The following is an 18,492-nucleotide window of genomic DNA, read 5'->3' on the forward strand; positions in this document are numbered from 1 at the left end:
TGAAGCAGGGGCGAATCAGGGGAGATCGTCCGAGTAGTGGTCGACGGGACCCTTGAGCGGTTTCATCTCTTCGACTTCATCGAGAGAGAGTCCCAGATCCTCGCCGCCGTCGCGATCTTCCTGCCGACGCGCCTCTTTGGCCTGCTTGCGCTCACGCTTCGCCTGCTCGCGCTGGCGTTTGATGACGGATGGTCTTGCTTTGGCCATTGGCCCTCCCTGTTCATTCTGAGCTCAGGCAAAAGAAGGGGCAGGATTGCTCCTGCCCCGGTTTTTTGAAATTGTCGTTCGAGGTTCAGACAGTCTCGACGTTCGACGCCTGAAGGCCCTTCGGACCCTGCGTTACGTCGAACTCGACAGCCGCGCCCTCGGCCAGCGAACGGAAACCGTTGCCCTGAATCGCCGAGTAATGGACGAATACGTCTTCGCCGCTTTCACTCGTGATGAAGCCGAAACCCTTGGCGTCGTTGAACCACTTGACAGTACCAGATGTTCTCATCTTTGAATCTCCTTTCCGTGTTGCCTTGGAGATTCAACGAAACGTCTACTCTCTGCATGGCAAACCACTGATGTCCGATTAAACACCGGATAACACAATTCTATTCGCGAAGTGGCATTTCGTCGAGTCTTACCGGGAAAACGAGGGCTTTCCGGGTCACGCCCGGTCTCCGGGACAGCCATTTTCGTCGCCTTTCCTCCGGAGACGTACTCAGATGGTTCCGAAGTGAAACATTCAACATTTCTCGGTTGTTGGGAAAGAGCGGACCCCTATTGGAGGTTTCTGTGAAGAATCTCAAGTTGGTCGTTGTCTCCCTGTTGATATTGCCCGCCGCGGTCGCCCCCGCACCGCTCGCCTACGGAGAGGAGAAGACGCCGGGCCTCGAGGTCGTCAAAAGGCTCTCGCCGCCTGAAGTATCCCGCCATCTCGCCGAGCTCTCCGCCTTTCTCGATGCGAAGCGAGGCGAGTTGAGACCGAACGCCGTGCTCGACGACCGCTGGAGCTGGATCTTCGCGATTCCACTCGCCGGAAACACTCCGGGAAGCCGGGGGACCTACTTCCGATCGGACGTCACGTTCTCCAACCAGAACTTCGAACGATCGCAGTTCTTCCGCGTGTTCTTCTTTCCTCAGGGGATGGACAACACCGCTGCACAGGGCTTTCTGCTCGATCTCAGGGGAGGCGAGATCTTCACGGCTCGAGACTTCATAGGAGACTTCCTCGGGATCACCGGAATCGGCACGCTTCTCGTCCATGGTGTCGATGAAAACGGGAATATCGATCAGCTCGCCGCTCTCGATGGTTACTCGCGAGTCTGGACTCCCCAGCGCGACGATCCGACCGCCACGGCCTCGGCGCAGTTCAACGCGGTCGACGTCAATCTTCTCGCGAATTTGCCAGGAGCGGTCGCGATCGGTCTTCGCAACGACCCTGAGTTCAGAACGAACGTTGGAATCGTGAACCTCAGCTCGAGATCCGAGACGTGGGACGTGACGGTCATCGGCGAAGGAGGTGCTTTCACGCTGCTGGAGATCACGGTCCCGCCGCAATCGGTCAAGCACGTTGGCGTTGGGGACATCGATCTCGGAAATACCTTCGTCGAGTTCCAGGTCCGGGGAGACCCAACCGGACTCCAATGGCTCGCGTACGGGACGACGAACGACAACATCTCCGGCGATGGCTGGGTTTCGCTCGCTACGCCGCAGCGCGAAGCCCCCGGTGGTACTCGTGGAGACAGACCGTATTAGGCCGGTCGCTGAGGGTGGTGGCAACGAAAATCACTAACCTCATCGCTTCCTGCCAGGGTTGCCCCTCGGGAAGCGTCCGGGATTCCACTCCCGCCCCGCCTGGCTCCTATGCCCGCGGGTGCATCCGGTCGTAGATCTGCTGGAGACGTGCGCGGGAGACGTGCGTGTAGATCTGGGTCGTCGATATGTCGCTGTGTCCGAGCATCACTGGACCGAGCGGAGGTCGGCGCCGTGCTCGAGCAGGTGGGTAGCGAACGAATGCCGCAGTACGTGAGGGGAGATATTCGATCGGATCCCCGCCTCGCGGGCGTGTTTCCGGATCTTCATCCAGATCGACTGCCGGCTGAATCGCCGGCCGCGATTCGACAGGAACAGCGTCGGATCACGCTCTTTTTCGAGCTCCGGCCGGCCATTCTCGATGCAGCGGACGATGCCATCGCGAGCGCGGTCGCCGAGCGGGACGATTCGTTCCTTCCGTCCCTTTCCCGATCGTGCGTAGAAAGCCGGCGTCGAGCTCCAGGTCATGGTTCCCGGCGTCGCGTTCGACCACGCCGAAGGCAACTCCGACGCGCACCTTCTGAGCTCGCCGCGGGCCATTCGACATTTTTGTTGCCTTTCCGCCGGAGACGTAATAAAACCTCGGATGGTTCCGAAGTCAAAATTCAACGTTTCTCGGTCGCCGGGGGGCGGATCCCCCGCTTGGAGGTTTCCTTGAAGAAGCTCATGCTGGTCGTTGTCTCCCTGTTGATATTGCCCGCCACCCTCGCCCCCGCCCAACTCGCCTACGGAGAGGAGAAGACGCCGGGCCTCGAGATCGTCAAGAGGCTCTCGCCGTCTGAAGTATCCCGCCATCTCGCCGAGCTCTCCGCCGTTCTCGAGGCGAAGAGAGGTGAGTTGAGACCGAACGTCGTGACCGAGGACCAATGGAACTGGATCTTCTCGATTCCACTTGCCGGAAACAATCCGGGGAGCCGAGGAACCTACTTCCGATCAGACGTCACGTTCTCGAACCAGCACTTCGATCGAAAGCAGCGCTTCGTCGTGTTCTTCTTTCCTCAGGGAATGGACAACACCGCTGCCGAGGGTATCGTGCTCGGGCTCGATGAAGGTGAGATCGTCACGGTTCGAGACTTCATAGGTTTCCTCGGAATCACCGGGCTCGGGTCGCTTTTCGTCCATGGAGTCGATCAAAACGGGAATGTCGACCAGCTCGCCGCTCTCGATGCTTACTCGCGAGTCTGGACTCCCCAGCCCGACAATGCGACCGGCGCCACGGCCTCGGCGCAGTTCAACGCGGTCGACATCGGCCTCCTCCAGGGCCTGGATAGAGCAGTCGCGATCGGTCTTCGCAACGACCCTGAGTTCCGAACGAACGTTGGAATCGTGAACCTCAGCTCCAGGTCCGAGACCTGGGACGTAACGGTCATCGGCGAAGGAGGTAATTTCACGGTGCTGGAGATCGCGGTCCCGCCGCAATCGGTCAGACATGTTGGGGTTGGGGGCATCGATCTGGGAAATCTCTACGTCGAGTTCCAAGTCCAGGGAGACCCGACCGGACTCAACTGGCTCGCGTACGGGACGACGAACGACAACATCTCCGGCGATGGCTGGGTGTCGCTCGCCACGCCGCAGCGCGAAGACGCTCCCTGACCTGACCGCAGCGCGCGGGGCGAGAGCCCGTCTCTCGCCCCGTCTCGCCTGTGGGACCTATGCCCGGGGGTGCATCCGATCGTAGATCTGTTGAAGCCGCGCTCGCGACACGTGCGTGTAGATCTGGGTCGTCGAGATGTCGCTGTGGCCGAGCATCATCTGGACCGAGCGGAGGTCGGCGCCGTGCTCGAGCAGGTGGGTAGCAAACGAATGCCGCAGTACGTGAGGGGAGATATTCGATCGGATCCCCGCCTCGCGGGCGTATTTGCGGATCTTCATCCAGATCGACTGCCGGGTGAATCCACGGCCGCGATTCGACAGGAACAGCGCCGGACTCCCCTCTTTTTCGAGCTCCGGCCGCCCGTTCTCGATGTAGCGGACGATGGCATCGCGAGCGCGGTCGCCGAACGGGACGATCCGTTCCTTCCGCCCTTTCCCGATCGTCCGGAGAAAGCCGGCATCGAGCTCCAGGTCGTTCGTCTCGAGCTCGATGATCTCGCTCACCCGCAATCCCGTTGCGTAAAGGAGCTCGAGAATCGCCCGGTCGCGGAGGCCCGCCGCGGTGTCCTCCGGGGGAGCATCGAGAAGCCTGTCGATCTCTTCCATCTGCAGAGATTTCGGCAGCGTCGACCAGAGTTTCGGGCTCTCGACGTTCTCGCTCGGGTCGGCCTCGAGGTGTCCTTCGGCGACGAGAAACCGGTAGAGACCGCGGATCGCCGCGAGGGCGCGTGCAGCGGAGCGTGCCGAAAGACCGTCCGCACGAAGCCGCTGAAGGTAACGGACCAGCGTGAGGCGGTCGGCTTTCTCGAGCGGAATCCCTTCCTCTCGCAGATGATGTCCCAGGTGGCGCAGGTCTCTCCTGTACGACGAGATCGAAGCATCGGCGAGGCCCTTTTCGACCGTCAGATAGTCGACAAAGAGTGGTAACCACGTCGTGAAGAACGGGGTGTCCTCCGCGGCCTCGGGATCGATTGCGCGCGGAGATCGCTTCATGCCAATGCCGCGCTCTGATGGGCGACGGCGTCCGCCATGTAGGAGGAGCGGACGAATGGTCCAGCGAACACCATTCTGAAGCCCATCGCTTCGCCCTCCGCCCGGAGGGAGTCGAACGCGTCCGGATGGACGTACTCGACGACGGGAAGTTTCTGAAGATTGGGCTGCAGATACTGTCCGATCGTGAGAATCTCACAGCCGGCCTCGAGAAGCTGGCGCATGACGCCAACGACTTCTTCTCGCGTTTCACCGAGGCCGAGCATCAGCCCCGATTTGGTGATCACGGAGGGGTCGGATTCCTTGGCACGACGGAGGACCGCGAGGGAGCGTTCGAGACGGGCGCCGCGGCGGACTTCACGATAGAGCCGAGGGACGGTCTCGACGTTGTGGTTGTAGTAGTCGGGTCGAGCTTCCACGACGGTATCGACGGACTCGAGACGCCCTCGGAAGTCGGGAGTCAGGACCTCGACCGCCGCCCCCGGGAGGGCTTCCCGGATCGCGCGGATGGTCGCGGCGAAGTGGGCTGCTCCGCCGTCGGGGAGGTCGTCTCGAGTCACCGAGGTGACGACGACGTGAGCCAGGCCCATCCGGCTCGCTGCTTCGGCGACCTGCCGCGGCTCTTCAGGAGACGGAGGGGCGTACGGGCGTCCGGTCGTCGCATTGCAGAAGCCGCATGCTCGGGTGCAGACGTCTCCGAGGATCATGAAGGTGGCCGTGCCGCGCGAGAAGCATTCCGAGCGGTTCGGACACGCGAGCTCTTCGCAGACCGTGACGAGAGATTTCGAGCGGAAGAGAGTTTTGAGCTCGTGCAGCTCCCGGAGATTCAGTTTTTTCTCCCGAATCCACTCCGGAAGGCGTTGTCGGTCGGGCATGATGAATATTGTAGAAGATCGGACCCGTGCCGGGAGCGGCGGGCGATCCGAGACATGCAGTGAAACGGGGGGGACCGTTGTGGTCCCCCCGTCCTTCCAACTGGTCAGGTCAGATTAGAAGCGGTGCGATGACGAGCGCGACGACCGACATCAGCTTGATCAGGATGTTGAGGCTCGGTCCGGCGGTGTCCTTGAACGGGTCTCCGACCGTGTCGCCGACGACGGCGGCCTTGTGGGCGTCGGAACCCTTGCCACCGAAGTTGCCCGCCTCAATGTGTTTCTTCGCGTTGTCCCAGGCGCCGCCGGCGTTGGCCATGAAGATCGCCATCATGACGCCCGAAGTCGTTACCCCTGCGAGGAGACCACCGAGGGCCGTGACGTCGTAAAACCCGACGACCACGGGAACGATGACGGCGAGCAGACCGGGAGCAACCATCTCTTTCAGAGCGGCTGTAGTGGAAATGTCTACGCACTTCGCGTGGTCGGCGACTGCGGTTCCTTCCATCAGTCCGGGGATGTCGCGGAACTGCCGTCGAACCTCCTCGATCATCTGGAAGGCGGCGCGACCGACAGCCTGCATCGCCATCGAGGAGAAGAGGAACGGAAGCATGGCTCCGAGAAAGAGCCCGCCCATGACTCTGGGATTGGAGAGGTCGATCGTGGTGAGGCCGACCGTCGTTTTGAACGCAGCGAAAAGAGCGAGAGCGGTGAGGGCAGCGGATCCGATCGCGAAGCCCTTTCCGATCGCGGCCGTGGTGTTTCCGACCGCGTCGAGCTTGTCGGTCCGGCCGCGAACCTCGGCGCCGAGATGGCTCATTTCTGCGATTCCCCCGGCGTTGTCCGCGATCGGCCCGTAGGCGTCGACGGCGAGCTGAATGCCGGTGGTCGACAGCATGCCGAGCGCCGCGATGGCGATGCCGTAGAGTCCGGCCTGCTGATAGGCGATCACGATTGCTGTGACGAGCACGATCACGGGAAATGCCGTCGACTTCATTCCGAGCGCCAGACCGCTGATGATGTTGGTGGCGACGCCGGTCTGGCTGTCCCTGGCGATTCCTCGCGCGGGTCCGCGCGATTCCGAGGTGTAGTACTCGGTGATCAGCCCGATGAGAACACCGGCAACGAGCCCTGCGATCGTGGCAAAAATGATCCCCATCGCACCGAACTCGACACCGTCGAGGATATAGGTGCCTTCGAGCATCCATTGAGTGACGATCCAGGTGACGGCGAGCATGACCGCCGCCGAAAAGAAAGTGCCGGTGTGGAGCGCGGTAGCGGGGTTGCCCCCTTCCTTTGTCCGAACGAGAAACGTTCCGGCGAGGGAAACGATGATGCCTGCGCCGGCCAGAACGAGAGGAAGAAGGACGAGCATCGGTGTGAAGGTTTCGCCGCTCGATTTCATCGCGTTCATTCCGAGCACGAGTGAGCCGACGATCGCGCCGACGTAGGATTCAAAGAGATCCGCTCCCATGCCGGCGACGTCTCCGACGTTGTCGCCGACGTTGTCTGCGATGACCGCGGGATTGCGGGGGTCGTCCTCGGGGATGCCGGCTTCGACCTTCCCGACGAGATCGGCACCGACGTCCGCTGCCTTGGTGTAGATGCCGCCGCCGACGCGCGCGAAGAGTGCGATCGAGCTCGCCCCGAACGAAAAGCCGGAGAGCACGGTGACGACCTGGCGAAGGCCTTCCTGCGTCCCGCCGTCGAACATGCCGCTGTAAATCAGGAAGAGGATCGAGAGGCCGAGAACGCCGAGCCCGACGACCGAGAAGCCCATGACGGCGCCTCCTGCAAACGCGACCTTGAGCGCCGGGTTCAGGCCGGTCCGCGCCGCGGCTGCGGTCCGGACGTTCGCGGAGGTCGCCACTCGCATTCCGAACAGGCCCGCGAGACCGGAGCAGATCGCTCCGACCGCCACCGAAACTCCGATGAGCCAGGAGCTTTGCGGGTTGGTGGCATTCGCGAAAGCGAGAAGCGCAGCCACGACGACGACGAAGATCGCAAGGATCCGGTACTCGCGTCCCAGAAAGGCCATCGCGCCGTCACGGATGTAGCCGGAGATTTTGACCATCTCGTCGGTCCCCGCCTCCTGCTTGTTGATCCAGGAGCTCCGCAGCCAGGCGAACGCCAGCGCCGCGAGTCCCGCGAGTGGTACGAGGTAGAGCAGAGTTTGAGTATCCACGTCTGAAAAATCCTCTCTTCCGGGTGTTGGGTGCTCATGAGGAGCAGGACGCATCCTCGGGATTCGACCGTCCGGTGAATCTTATGGAAGGAATGGCTCTGGTTTCAATTCCACTCCTTTCAAATCGGCCCTGAACACCCGGAGGCTGTGCTAACTTCCCCGAATGTTCTCGACCGAGATCGACGTTCGCACGGGCTCCGATCGGGAGGTCGTATTCGTCACTGACCAGGTCGTGGAAGCGGTTCGGGCGTCGGCGGTGCGGGACGGGATCTGTCTGGTGACGACGCCGCATACGAGCTGCGCGGTCACGCTGAACGAGAATGCCGACCCTGCCGTTCCGCGCGACCTGATGCGGGCGTGGATGGCAATGGTTCCCGACGTCGCGTTCGACCACGCGGAGGGCAACTCCGACGCGCATCTTCTGAGCTCGCTGATCGGAACGGCCGTGACGCTTCCGATCGTCGAAGGTGAGCTTCAACTGGGCCGCTGGCAAGGGGTCTGGCTGATCGAGCTCGACGGACCTCGAACGCGCCGGATCCGGGTCAGCTGCCTCGGTTGAGCCTGGGGCCGGGATTCAGGGCGTCGGAAGACGGTTGATGACCCCGCACGCGATTCTGGCTCCGGCGTTTCCCGAGGGCTGCGAAGTGAGATCGTCGGGGTCGGCATGGAGGACGACCGCGCGGTTGGCGACCGAGTTCGTTCCCTCATGGGCCGAGAGAACATGCGAACGGACCGTGGTGCTGACGCGGCCGTTGCGGTTCGCGGTCACGTTCCCGAGATCTCCTGCATGCTTCTGCCCATCCGTTGGAGCGCCATGTGGCATGCCGTGAGGGGAGAAGTGATCGCCGGCGGATGAGCCGTCTGCGGCGCTGCAATTCCCATTTTCGTGAATGTGAAAACCGTGAACTCCCGGCGGAACGTTCGAAAGACTGATCTCGATGTCGACGCTGCCGTTGGGCCACTCGAGAAATGTCACGACGCCTTGTGCCGTCGAACCGCTGCGACCCTCAAGGGTGGCGACGGCCTTTGCGGTCGGCTGCCGGGACGACATACAGGCCACGAGAGTTGAAACCACGAATAATGCGAAGGTGAACGTCACCAGTTTTTTCATCGGGAACCTCCAGCGCGAGTAAAGCTGCAACCGTCGGGCCGGATGGCTGGGACCTTCAGCTGAGTCCGAGCTCGGAGACGAGCTGATCGATGGTCATGACCTCTTCTGCTCCGTCCTGCCGGCGCAGCTTCGCGTGATACCAGCCGTCCATCGCCACCGGTGTATAGAGCTTTCCGCCGATGTGCAGCTTCTTTCCGGAAGTGAGTGCAAGGAACACCTGCTCGTAGATGCTGCGGCTGAGCTTCGTATCCGGATAAAAGCGCTCCCGATACTTCACCTTCGCCTTCCGCCCCGCGACCGCGCGAGCTGGCGGCCGCCGTGCGGTTTTTGCTGCTTTTTTGGTCGGACGCTGGTGTGTACGAGGCGGTGGCGGGGCCGGCGGCGCGGCGTCATCATCCGGGGCCTTCGGGTCGGGCGCCGCAGCCGCCGCGGCAGCTCGTCGCGGTCGCCGGGGCGCGTCGCCGGTCTCTGCCTTCCTGGCGGCTTCGGTCTCGTTCTCGATTCCGTGGCGGACGTCGAGAGCCTTCGAAACGATCCATTCAGTCTTGTCGGTCGCGGAACCGCGGGCGGCGACGCGGCCGGGAAAGCGACTCATCGCGAGAATGCGTTCGCTGAGAAGCAGACCCCACCGGCAGAGAACGCCGACGTGATCGTAGGCGAGAGGGCGATCGGTGAGCTCGAGAAGCGAGCGGCTCTTTCGCTCGAGCACGGCGAACAGCAGGCGCGAACTGAACGGATCCGAATGCCGGAGAATCGATTTTCTGAAGTAGCGCGCCGTCTCCAGACCGATGCGGCGAAGCGAGCGCTTCTTTCCGTCGGTACAAACCCAGACGCGTTCGTCGACGTCGGTCGTGAACGGGCTCCGCGGGTAATGGAAATCTTTCGTCAGCCACCCCTTTCGAGTCGTGTGTTTTCCGGGGGTGACGTTCGCGATCAGCGGGATGGGGAGCTCTTCGAGGACATCGAGCTCGTACGAGCTCCAGGTCATGATCTCGCGAACGATGCCGATGATGGCTGCAGCGGTGGCGATCATCATGACCGGATCCGGGGTGAAATCGAGCGTGATCTCGATCCGGCCTCCGCGAGGCCGTACTCCGACTCCCGTCGACCTGCGGTTTGCTCCGAGCATCATCAGGATCGGGGGGAAGATGTAAGCGAGCAGCAGGGAGAGTTTCCTTTCGTTGCGCGAGCTCGACTGCTGTGATCGGGGGATCTCGAAGGAGACGTTGTAGTGGGAGCTGTATCCCCTCAGTCTCACCTCGTGCCCGGTCCTCTTTTCCCACTCGGTGAGTTGATCGCGGACGAAGGCGATCTGCTCCCACAGGCTGCGGACCATTCGCGCCGTACATTTCGGCGCGACTTCGATCAGAGGAGTGACGACTTCGATGACGCCACGATCGAAATAGACGGCGCCACCGGTCGGAAGCTGAAGCGAGCGTCCTTCGCGCGGAAGAAGCGGAATCGTGATGAAGTCGGTCGGAGCTTTCCAGAACTTTTCCGGAACGACCTCGGATCCGTCGACCCAGACATTGAACTCCGATTCCATCCCGACGGCGGGCATGAGGAGTTTTCCTCCGCGTCGGCGGGGGCGGCGGGCTCGCTTGGGAAGGGGGGTGCGGGACATGACTCCCACTGGATAAAGCAATAGGTCTGCCCGGCGGCGGCGGCTCAGTTCGGCTCGCCGGTTTGCAGCTGATCGCGCCTTCGGTCGGAGTGGACCCGGCGCTCGAGAGCGTCGGGAAGAATGACGACTTCCCGGGGATCCTCCTCCAGCTCCGGGGGATCGAGCAGGGCATAGCCGATGTCGAGATGGAGATGATCGTCCGCGTGTCCCGGTTCGCTTCCCCAGGGGCTGATCCGGAGGGATGCGTCGACTTCGCGGACAACCGAGGCAAACTTTTCGTGAGGCTCCTCACCGTCGATGAGCGTCGATCCGATCCGATAGATGTCGGCGCCGCATGCCCATCGGTGGGGATCGCCCCGGTGCCCCCTCTGGTGGAGCGGGGAACGATAGCCTCCGTTGACCGAAATATTGAGCGTCGAGCCGACGGCGTTGCGAACGTTCTGAAGAGTCAGGGCGAGGAACCGGACGGCTGTCGGGATGTAACGGGGGAACGAACGGAGGGGTTCAGCTTCCTTCAGGTCGACTCGAAGAAATTCGCCGATCGCAAAGTGAGTCGTCAGGTAGGTGTTCCATGCGGCCTTCTTCGAAGGAACGCGAAGGAAAAATCTCGGGAGTCGCCTCAGCTTTCCCTCGAAATCACGAACGAATGCGCCGGGTGAGAGGCACGATCGAAGCGGTTCCTCCAGCGTGAATCCGTCGACAACCGTCACTTCCTCGCTCTCAGGCGTCGCTTCTGTTTCGGTCACTCGCCATCTCCCCCAGGAATGAATGGATTCCCGCCGTGATCTCCGCGACCGCCCCGGATGGCTTCCTGCCCGGAGGGAACTGGGTGAGCACGGCGAGTACGTAAGGCTTCCTCTCCTCGAAAAAGACGATCCCGGCGTCGTGATGAACTGTCGAGATGTTTCCCGTCTTGTGCGCAACTCTCGCCTGCTCGGGAAGGCCTGCCGGGATGCCGCTCCGGTACTTCTGGTCGTGGAGAATCTCGAGCATCGCCTCGCTCGCTTCCTCGCTGAAGGCTCGTTTTTCGGTGATTGCCCGCAACAGGCTGACGAGTCCGTTGGCGCTTGTCTCGTTGTTGAGTCCGGCTTCGAAGGCGACCTCGTCCTGAACCCCGCGCAGCACCCTGATTCCGTCGACACCCAGCTCGTCGAGGGCCTTTGCGATCGCCGGGATTCCGACCAGTTGAACGAGGAGGTTGGTCGCGAGATTCGACGATGTCGTGATCATGTGGTGCATCAGTTCCCGAATCGGCAGCGCTGTCCCGATTCGGTCCGCGATGCTGTCCGACTTCGGGTTGACGCTGAGCCGGAAGACCGAGCCGTCGACGATGCTCTCGAACCGGTTCCGGACGTGGAGCGTGTCGTCGATCCCGAAGGTGCCCCGGGCGGCCTGCCGGAAAACGGCTGCCATGACGGCGATCTTCATCGTCGATGCGGCATGGAATGGAGCATCGCCGTTATAGGCCCACTGCACGGTGGTTTCGTAGTCGTAGTACGAGATTGCGAGATCGCTCAGCTCGTGCGCGTTCTTCAACTCGATAATCCGGGAGTACAGCGACGTTTCGACGCTTTCCCGGGTCGCATTCTCGGCGAGTGGCGCCTGGCTCATCGGTTAGAAAGGGTATCAACGGAAGTGCCAGTTGCGGACACCCTCAAATGGAATCCCGCCCGCCGCGCATCGAGATCTCGCTGAAAGGAACGTGTGAAAGGACCGGAACGTCGTGCGTCGCGATGACGATGAGTGGCCGCTTCAGGCGGACTGATTCTTCCATCACTCGGGTCCACGCCATCATCCCTTCTTCGTCGAGTGCCGCGGTGGTCTCGTCGACGAGCAGCACTTCGGGATCGGCAGCCATGGCTCGCGCCAGTGCCACTCGTGCGCGCTGACCCGAGGAGAGTGTGCCTACGTCGCGATCCAACAGTTCCATCGCTTCGAGTCGTCTGAGCGCATCGTCTGCCGGTGCTGTTCCGGACCCGGCCAGGCCGAGATTGAACGCCACCGATCCGCGAAAGAGAAAAGGATTCGAATGTACGAAGACTCGCCTTCCGAACTCGGGAGAGATCACGCCTTCCAGAGGAGGCTGCAGCGTTGCGAGAGATCTCAGAAACGTCGTCTTGCCTGAACCGTTGCTGCCGGTCACCACGAGAACCCGATCCGCTTCGACCCGTCCGGCGGGAACGCGGGCGATCGTCGCATCGTAGCCGAGCGCGAGCCCGGTCCATCTGATTCCGATCACGACCTTCCCCCCATCCGAACCACGCCGTTGACCAGGAGTGCGATCGCAATGAGAACGAGCCCCAGCGCGATCGCTCTCGCGTCGTCTCCTCTGTTGTGTTCCAGCGCGATCACCGTCGTCAGTACGCGGGTCTCTCCCCTGATGTTGCCGCCCAGAATGATTGCCGCCCCGACTTCCGTGAACACTCGGGCGAATGCGATCATCGCAGCCGAGCGGAGCTCCGAAGCGGACTCCCGTACCAGCAGCCAGCCGGTCCGGACCTTTCCGATTCCGAGGGTGCGTGCCGTCTCTCGGGCTTCCGGCGGGAGCGACTTCAGCGCGGTGAGAAGAAACGCCGCGATGATCGGCGTCGCCAGAATCGCCTGGCCGGCCACCATCGCCGCGCGGGTGTATAGAAGATCCATCCACCCGAGCGGACCGGAGGAAGAGAGCAGGAGATAGAGAAAGAGCCCGATTCCGACGGTGGGGAGCGCGGTGAGCGTATGGACCAGCCACGAGGCGATTCTCGACGTGATACCTCGTGCCGAAGAGAGAACCACCGCGACGGGAATCGCCAGGATGAGCGCGATCAGAAGCGCCGCGAGCGACACCGAAACCGAGGTCAGCGTCACTGTCACGAGCTCGCGGTCCCAGGCCGCCAGGAGTCGAAGCGCCTCGCCGAACGATTCGAGAAGGGGGCTCATCGGGGGAGATCGTCCGGTCGGGAGTCGGGCCGCCCTTCGGGCCAGGCCCGGAACGGTTTCTCGCCCTCGATGGAGAAGTCTTCGATCACTTTACGTCCGGAACCTCTGGTGATCCATTCCCCGAAACGGATCGCCTCTGCGCTGCGGGGCCTGCCCCGCCGGATCGTCAACGCGTAGCAGTTGAGCATCGCGTTTTCGGAGGGATCGCTGAAGAGAGGCTCGAGCCTCAGTGTGTTTTCGAGCTTCAGGAACGTTGCTCGATCAGTCAGCAGATAGCCGGAGCGCTCCGACGCGATGCGGAGAGTTCCCGCCATTCCCTGTCCGGTCTCGACGAGGAGGGAAGGCTCAGGCGCGACCCCCGCGGCTGCCCAGAGGCTCGACTCCCTTACGTGGGTCCCCGAATCGTCGGCCCGCGAAATGAAGGGGGAACCGGATCTCGCAATCCGAATCATGGCGTCGAGAGGTGACTCCGCGGCCTCGACCCTCGCAGGATCCTGCTCCGGCCCGGCGATCAGAAAATCGGTGCACATGAACTTCCGGTACCAGGGATCGGGCAGCTCCCGAAGGAGTTTGGATTCCCCGTTCGGCTCGTGAGTGATTGCAGCGTCCGCATCGCCGGCGCGAAGGATGTCGAACGCCCGTCCGCTCCCGGCGCTGAGAGTCTCGAGTCGTTCTCCGGATTCATTTTCCCAGGCGATCGTGAGGGCCTCGGCGAGGCCGGAGTTGTCGAAAGACGTCGAGGCGACGAGTCGAAGGGGGGTGCCGGAAGATTCCTTCGCGCAGCCGGCTATCACGAGCGACAGAACGGCTGCCGCGAAGATGAGCTTGTGCGGATCCGCGAAGAATTTCCAGGCCTCGTCGATGCTTGCGGGTATCGTTTGTGATCGGACCGGTTTCATGGAGATGGCAGAGTGCGAAGCTGCACGGCCAGCATGAAAGAATATCCGCAGGAGTCACGCATGACGAAACACGATTTGTACAAAGAGCATCTCAGAGTCGTATCCGATCGTTTTGATCGCGCGCTCGAATCGGCCGGCTACGACGGAGTGGTGATCTTCTCGGGAAGTCAGCACATGATCTTCCTCGATGACATGCCCTATCCGTTCAAGTCGAATCCCCACTTCAAGACGTGGGTCCCACTGACGGGAGAGCCGGATTCCTACGTCGTCTACGAGCCTGGAAGCAAGCCACGGGTTCTTTTTCATCAGCCGGTCGATTTCTGGCACAAGCCGCCGTCGACGCCGGCCGCGGACTGGGTGACGGAGGTCGATCTCGAGGTCACGAAAACAACTGAAGAAGCCGCCGGAAAGTTGCCGAAGGATGGGAAATGGGCGTGGCTCGGGGAGCCGGCCAACGGAACCTCGAAGCGATTCGACGTGAATCCGGAAGATCTCATTTCGTTTCTCGATTACGAGCGCGCCTGGAAGACCGAGTACGAGATCGACTGCATGCGAAGGGCAAACGATCGCGCCGCGCGCGGGCACATCGCCGCGCGACGAGCCTTCGAGGACGGTGCCTCCGAATGGGAAATCCATCTCGAGTACCTCCGGGCGACCGAACAGAACGAAGCGGGTCTTCCGTACGGAAACATCATCGCGCTCAACGAGAATGCGGCCGTCCTTCACTATCAGCATCAGGAGCGCGAGCGGCCGGGGGACAACCGGCGGTCTTTCCTGATCGATGCCGGAGCGAGCTGGAACGGCTACGCCAGCGACATCACGCGAACCTGGTCCGCGGGTGATGCGGAGTTCCAGTTCCTGATCGACTCGATGAATCAGGCACAGAAATCACTGGTCGGCGAAGTCAGGCCGGGAGTCGATTACAAGGAGCTTCACATGTCGGCTCACCGACGGGTAGGCCAGATCCTGAGAGATCACGAGCTCGTCGACATGTCGATCGAGGAAATGGTCGATGAGGGCGTGACGGGCAAATTCTTTCCACATGGCGTCGGTCATTACATCGGCCTCCAGGTTCACGACGTCGGGGGATTCAAGGCGAACCGCAACGGCAAGGAGATTCCGAAGCCGGAAGGGCATCCGTTTCTCCGGTTGACGAGAGTTCTCGAGCCGACCCACGTCCTGACCATCGAGCCGGGGCTCTATTTCATCGATTCACTTCTCGACGAGCTCCGCGTTGGACCTCACGGCAAAGGGGTCGACTGGAGAGGCATCGACCGTCTGCGGCCGTTCGGTGGCGTTCGGATCGAGGATGATGTCGTCGTTCGCGAGCGGGAGTGCGAGAACCTCACCCGGGACGCCTTCGCACGGATCGCCTGAAGAGGGCACCGGAGCCTCATTCGACGATGAACCACGCCGTCGCGAGCTTCGGATCCGAGCTCGACCAGGAACTGAAGTTTCGGGCGCGATCGCTGAGCCGCAGCGAATGTAGTGTCCACCGTCCCGCTGCAGAGAAGCGTGGAATGACCACCTCCGCTCGCCATTCGTCGCTCTCGCCGACTCTTTTGAGAGACGCCTGAATTCTTTGTGGTTCGCTCTGGTCGATGTCCGGACTTTCGAGCAGAACGGTGGCGCTGAGCACGCCGGTCTCGGCATCGGCTGCAAAGGCGCTGACGACGATCGACGAGCTCTCGCGGTTCGACACGACATTCGGGGCAATCGAAACGGAGATCAGCTCCGGCGGAGTCGAGTCGCAGGTCCCCTGAAATGAAACGTAGAGCCGGGTTCCCTCCAGCGGGGGGTCACCTTTGAAAATGGACGAGCGATTGCCTGTATTGTCCTCGGCGGAGACTCGCGAGACGCTCCAGTCGCCGCATTCGATCTCCGCGGGAAGCTGGATCTCGGAGGTCCAGCGTCCGCCCTCCCCGGTCGTGGCGTGGAAAGAGAGATGCGCCGCCCCGGAGGGGCTCTGGAGCACGCCGTTGACCCTTCGTACCCCGGATTCGTCGTCGACGACCGCCGCGCTGAGTCGAGCGGGGTTTCCCGCCTCGGCGGTGGGGGTCTCGAACCAGACCCGCTCGATCACAGGGGGTGTCGAATCGGATTCCTCGGAAACGATGTGCAATGAAGCCTCGGCAGGTACCGTCTCGGTCGTCCACGCAACCGAGGAGCGATTGTTGGCGGCGTCGACCATTCCGACCGATGCGATGATCCACCTTCCCGCCTCGACACGCTCCGGTATCGTGAGCGTCGACTGGAACAGGCCGTCGTCGATTCGCGTCATGGAAAACGAACGGTCGGCGTGCGACGAGGGGCTGACGATCCGGCCCCATATGCGGGCGACACCCGCCCGGTCATCCCGGACCATCGCCGTGAGGAGCGTCGATCCGCCCGCCTCGACAGTCGAAGGCTGAAACCAGATCCTTTCGAGACTCGGCGGTGTCGTATCCGACTCTTCATCGCTCTCTTCCTGAGCCGATGATTTGTTTTCTGGTGAAGGAGTCGGTTCCATGGCGTCGTCGGTCGGACTCGGGGTCTCCGAGCCGCTCGCGAATTCCGGTCGAGACGGCGGCGCACTCGCGCGACTCAGCGGTTCGCGCGCGCGTGTTTCCAGGCCTGCCTCCCGGGACTCCCGATTCATCTGCTGGGCGGGAGCTGGTGATGTCTCCGAACCGATCTCGTCGTCTGGCATCGATCGGATCAGCGAGATCGAAGAGACAATCTCTTCGGGAGCTTCCCTCTCGGCGGGCGGTGAATCGCTGTGCGACTCCTCGGCAGCGATGTCGGCCTGTCCCACTCCGGATGTTTCGGCCCTTTCGACTGAGCTGGCCGGAACATCCGTTCGTGTCATCCGTTCGAACGCGATCCAGCTGCATGCGAGGAGGATCGTGATGATCGTTGTGACAACTCCCGCGCGACTCACCGCAACAGTGTATGCCTCTGTCGATCTGGCTCGCGATGTGAAATGGAAACTCTTTCAGCGTGGAGGTAGAAGATGATGGCTGAGTTGATCCAGCAGTACAAGGCGCGATTGAGGTCGGACGACGGTGCCGAGTATACGGTTCAGGCGTGGGGGGAGCGGGAGGAAGGGACGACTTGGATTGGCTGGCTGGAGTTTCATCCCCTCGATGACTTGCGCGACATTCTTCAGACGGATCGTGAGACGATACAGCCTGGGCGAAGGGAGCTCGGGTATTGGGCCTCAGGTCTCGAAGACGTCTACCTTCAGGGAGCCTTCGAACGATCACATTCCATTTCGTCCTCCAGGCCTTCCAAAGCATCTGTCTGAGACGGCGTGTATATCCGCCATCCTCGCCTTTTGTCGTGTACAACACCGCCCCGCCAATCTATGATCCGCCTCTGAGTGATGCTCAGAACCATTTTCATCAAATTGTCGGAAAGCGGGACTCTGCGAAAACTCGCGGAAGACTCCGCGTTCGGTAACCGTCTCTCCAGCCGCTTCGTCGCGGGAACCACGGTCGAGCAGGCGATCGCCGCTGCGGCCGAGCTCAACCAGGCGGGAATCAGCTTTTCACTCGACTACCTCGGTGAGAATGTCAGCAGCGAAGAGGAGGCCAGGCAGAACGAGGTCTTCTATCGGGGCTTGCTCGAGGAGATCCACGCGAAGGGTCTCGACGGTAACGCGAGTATGAAGCTGACCCAGATGGGCCTCGACTCGAGCACCGAGCTTGCGACCGAGATCACCGCGAATCTCGTCAGTCGGGCTGCCGCGCTCGGGACATTTCTGCGCGTCGACATGGAGGGAAGCGACTACACGCAGCGCACGCTCGACATCGTCCGGGAAGTGCATGGCCGCGAGGGGAACGCGGGTCACGTGGGCGCCGTGATCCAGAGTTACCTCTATCGGAGCGAAGCCGATGTGCGCGATCTCTGCGCGCGCGGCATCAGAATTCGCCTCTGCAAAGGCGCCTACAAGGAGCCGGCGGAGATCGCCTGGCAGGACAAGGCGGACGTCGACGCCAGCTTCGTGCGCCTGATGAAGATCATGCTGGAGAGCGGCATCTACCACGGCATCGCGACGCACGACGAGAAGATGATCGATGCGACCATCTCCTGGGCGACCGAGCGAAGCATCGACTCCTCCGCCTTCGAGTTCCAGATGCTGTACGGCATTCGCCGCGATCTTCAGGAAAAGCTCGTGCGCGATGGGTGGAATATGCGCGTCTATGTCCCCTTCGGCGACGAGTGGTATCCCTACTTCATGCGGAGGCTGGCCGAGAGGCCGGCGAACGTCATCTTCGTTCTGAAGAATCTGTTCCGCTGAAGTTGGAGGTTGGAGTTGGAAGTTGGGGAAGCTCGGACCTCGCACCGCTGATGGACGGCAGATCAGCTCGAGATTCCAAGAGTGGTTGGTGGCTGCGGCGCGACCCTGGTTCTGGCGAGGCGGCAGGCGATACCGAATTGTTGCCCCGGGATCAGTTTCGCCCTTTCTCCCGGCTTGGAAGTCTCGGATCGATTCTGCTAGAGTCCCCTCCGGA

The 18,492-nt window shown here is 62.0% G+C and carries 19 protein-coding genes and 1 pseudogene; 6 read left to right on the forward strand and 14 right to left on the reverse strand.

Translation table 11 applies throughout. The features are described from left to right. Positions 1 to 15: 15 nt before the first annotated feature. Both KY459_03325 and KY459_03330 read right to left on the reverse strand, forming a co-directional pair. A complete protein-coding gene (locus KY459_03325) occupies positions 16 to 207 on the reverse strand; it encodes a hypothetical protein (protein ID MBW3563736.1) in 192 nt (63 codons plus the stop codon). 85 nt (positions 208 to 292) lie between these two features. Continuing rightward, positions 293 to 496: a cold-shock protein gene (locus tag KY459_03330; GenBank protein MBW3563737.1), complete on the reverse strand. Its 204-nt coding sequence runs from the start codon at positions 494 to 496 to the stop codon at positions 293 to 295. Between the two features lie 284 nt (positions 497 to 780). Here KY459_03330 and KY459_03335 point away from each other — a divergent pair, with 284 nt between their 5' ends. Further along, positions 781 to 1,743, forward strand: a complete 963-nt coding sequence (locus KY459_03335; GenBank protein ID MBW3563738.1) for a hypothetical protein — start codon at positions 781 to 783, stop codon at positions 1,741 to 1,743. Between the two features lie 106 nt (positions 1,744 to 1,849). On the opposite strand, the pseudogene KY459_03340 reads toward KY459_03335, so the two are convergent. Beyond that, a pseudogene (locus KY459_03340) lies at positions 1,850 to 2,595 on the reverse strand (tyrosine-type recombinase/integrase). Between the two features lie 42 nt (positions 2,596 to 2,637). Between KY459_03340 and KY459_03345 the strand changes: the two are divergent. Continuing rightward, complete coding sequence (locus KY459_03345; GenBank protein MBW3563739.1) at positions 2,638 to 3,393, forward strand: hypothetical protein; 756 nt, start codon at positions 2,638 to 2,640, stop codon at positions 3,391 to 3,393. Positions 3,394 to 3,450: 57 nt separating this feature from the next. On the opposite strand, the gene xerD is transcribed toward KY459_03345, so the two are convergent. The 3 genes from xerD to KY459_03360 form a co-directional block, all read right to left on the reverse strand. Continuing rightward, positions 3,451 to 4,386, reverse strand: coding sequence for a site-specific tyrosine recombinase XerD (xerD, locus tag KY459_03350; protein MBW3563740.1), 936 nt, complete (start codon positions 4,384 to 4,386; stop codon positions 3,451 to 3,453). After that, entirely contained in the window at positions 4,383 to 5,258 is an 876-nt protein-coding gene (gene lipA / locus KY459_03355) for a lipoyl synthase (protein MBW3563741.1), read from the reverse strand. Before lipA ends, xerD begins: the two co-directional genes overlap by 4 nt. 109 nt (positions 5,259 to 5,367) lie before the next feature. After that, entirely contained in the window at positions 5,368 to 7,494 is a 2,127-nt protein-coding gene (locus KY459_03360) for a sodium-translocating pyrophosphatase (GenBank protein MBW3563742.1), read from the reverse strand. A 109-nt stretch (positions 7,495 to 7,603) separates the two neighbouring features. On the opposite strand from KY459_03360, the gene KY459_03365 reads away from it, so the two are divergent. Beyond that, positions 7,604 to 7,999 (forward strand): secondary thiamine-phosphate synthase enzyme YjbQ, encoded by a 396-nt coding sequence (locus tag KY459_03365; GenBank protein ID MBW3563743.1) that lies wholly within the window; start codon positions 7,604 to 7,606, stop codon positions 7,997 to 7,999. 15 nt (positions 8,000 to 8,014) lie between these two features. Here KY459_03365 and KY459_03370 read toward each other — a convergent pair whose 3' ends face one another. The 7 genes from KY459_03370 to KY459_03400 all read right to left on the reverse strand — a co-directional run bounded on the left by KY459_03370 (position 8,015) and on the right by KY459_03400 (position 13,996). Next, positions 8,015 to 8,551: a superoxide dismutase family protein gene (locus tag KY459_03370; GenBank protein MBW3563744.1), complete on the reverse strand. Its 537-nt coding sequence runs from the start codon at positions 8,549 to 8,551 to the stop codon at positions 8,015 to 8,017. A gap of 55 nt (positions 8,552 to 8,606) precedes the next feature. After that, positions 8,607 to 10,112 carry a hypothetical protein gene (locus tag KY459_03375; protein MBW3563745.1) on the reverse strand — a complete coding sequence of 502 codons (1,506 nt, stop codon included), beginning with the start codon at positions 10,110 to 10,112 and terminating at the stop codon, positions 8,607 to 8,609. A 107-nt stretch (positions 10,113 to 10,219) separates the two neighbouring features. Further along, a complete protein-coding gene (locus KY459_03380; GenBank protein MBW3563746.1) occupies positions 10,220 to 10,921 on the reverse strand; it encodes a hypothetical protein in 702 nt (233 codons plus the stop codon). Beyond that, positions 10,896 to 11,786 carry a class A beta-lactamase-related serine hydrolase gene (locus KY459_03385; protein MBW3563747.1) on the reverse strand — a complete coding sequence of 297 codons (891 nt, stop codon included), beginning with the start codon at positions 11,784 to 11,786 and terminating at the stop codon, positions 10,896 to 10,898. Before KY459_03385 ends, KY459_03380 begins: the two co-directional genes overlap by 26 nt. Positions 11,787 to 11,829: 43 nt before the next feature. After that, entirely contained in the window at positions 11,830 to 12,414 is a 585-nt protein-coding gene (locus tag KY459_03390) for an ATP-binding cassette domain-containing protein (GenBank protein MBW3563748.1), read from the reverse strand. Next, entirely contained in the window at positions 12,411 to 13,097 is a 687-nt protein-coding gene (locus tag KY459_03395) for an ABC transporter permease (protein ID MBW3563749.1), read from the reverse strand. Before KY459_03395 ends, KY459_03390 begins: the two co-directional genes overlap by 4 nt. After that, on the reverse strand, positions 13,094 to 13,996 hold the full coding sequence (locus KY459_03400) for a substrate-binding domain-containing protein (protein MBW3563750.1): 903 nt from the start codon (positions 13,994 to 13,996) through the stop codon (positions 13,094 to 13,096). Before KY459_03400 ends, KY459_03395 begins: the two co-directional genes overlap by 4 nt. 60 nt (positions 13,997 to 14,056) lie before the next feature. Here KY459_03400 and pepQ point away from each other — a divergent pair, with 60 nt between their 5' ends. After that, entirely contained in the window at positions 14,057 to 15,373 is a 1,317-nt protein-coding gene (gene pepQ, locus KY459_03405; GenBank protein MBW3563751.1) for a Xaa-Pro dipeptidase, read from the forward strand. Positions 15,374 to 15,389: 16 nt separating this feature from the next. Here the strand turns inward: pepQ and KY459_03410 are convergent, their stop codons facing one another. Further along, positions 15,390 to 16,916: a hypothetical protein gene (locus KY459_03410; GenBank protein ID MBW3563752.1), complete on the reverse strand. Its 1,527-nt coding sequence runs from the start codon at positions 16,914 to 16,916 to the stop codon at positions 15,390 to 15,392. 75 nt (positions 16,917 to 16,991) lie between these two features. Here KY459_03410 and KY459_03415 point away from each other — a divergent pair, with 75 nt between their 5' ends. Then, positions 16,992 to 17,282, forward strand: coding sequence for a hypothetical protein (locus KY459_03415; GenBank protein MBW3563753.1), 291 nt, complete (start codon positions 16,992 to 16,994; stop codon positions 17,280 to 17,282). 78 nt (positions 17,283 to 17,360) lie between these two features. Continuing rightward, positions 17,361 to 18,278 carry a proline dehydrogenase family protein gene (locus KY459_03420; GenBank protein MBW3563754.1) on the forward strand — a complete coding sequence of 306 codons (918 nt, stop codon included), beginning with the start codon at positions 17,361 to 17,363 and terminating at the stop codon, positions 18,276 to 18,278. Positions 18,279 to 18,492 lie beyond the last annotated feature (214 nt).

Source organism: Acidobacteriota bacterium (assembly GCA_019347945.1).
Lineage (GTDB): Bacteria > Acidobacteriota > Thermoanaerobaculia > Gp7-AA8 > JAHWKK01 > JAHWKK01.

Excerpts from the sequence above, each read along its gene's own strand:
- KY459_03395 (MBW3563749.1), bottom strand. The coding sequence starts at position 13,097 with ATGAGCCCCCTTCTCGAATCGTTCGGCGAGGCGCTTCGACTCCTGGCG.
- KY459_03330 (MBW3563737.1), bottom strand. The coding sequence starts at position 496 with ATGAGAACATCTGGTACTGTCAAGTGGTTCAACGACGCCAAGGGTTTC.
- KY459_03360 (MBW3563742.1), bottom strand. The coding sequence starts at position 7,494 with ATGCGTCCTGCTCCTCATGAGCACCCAACACCCGGAAGAGAGGATTTT.
- lipA (MBW3563741.1), bottom strand. The coding sequence starts at position 5,258 with ATGCCCGACCGACAACGCCTTCCGGAGTGGATTCGGGAGAAAAAACTG.
- KY459_03325 (MBW3563736.1), bottom strand. The coding sequence starts at position 207 with ATGGCCAAAGCAAGACCATCCGTCATCAAACGCCAGCGCGAGCAGGCG.
- KY459_03375 (MBW3563745.1), bottom strand. The coding sequence starts at position 10,112 with ATGCCCGCCGTCGGGATGGAATCGGAGTTCAATGTCTGGGTCGACGGA.
- KY459_03370 (MBW3563744.1), bottom strand. The coding sequence starts at position 8,551 with ATGAAAAAACTGGTGACGTTCACCTTCGCATTATTCGTGGTTTCAACT.
- KY459_03420 (MBW3563754.1), top strand. The coding sequence starts at position 17,361 with ATGCTCAGAACCATTTTCATCAAATTGTCGGAAAGCGGGACTCTGCGA.
- xerD (MBW3563740.1), bottom strand. The coding sequence starts at position 4,386 with ATGAAGCGATCTCCGCGCGCAATCGATCCCGAGGCCGCGGAGGACACC.
- KY459_03365 (MBW3563743.1), top strand. The coding sequence starts at position 7,604 with ATGTTCTCGACCGAGATCGACGTTCGCACGGGCTCCGATCGGGAGGTC.
- KY459_03400 (MBW3563750.1), bottom strand. The coding sequence starts at position 13,996 with ATGAAACCGGTCCGATCACAAACGATACCCGCAAGCATCGACGAGGCC.
- KY459_03415 (MBW3563753.1), top strand. The coding sequence starts at position 16,992 with ATGGCTGAGTTGATCCAGCAGTACAAGGCGCGATTGAGGTCGGACGAC.
- pepQ (MBW3563751.1), top strand. The coding sequence starts at position 14,057 with ATGACGAAACACGATTTGTACAAAGAGCATCTCAGAGTCGTATCCGAT.
- KY459_03385 (MBW3563747.1), bottom strand. The coding sequence starts at position 11,786 with ATGAGCCAGGCGCCACTCGCCGAGAATGCGACCCGGGAAAGCGTCGAA.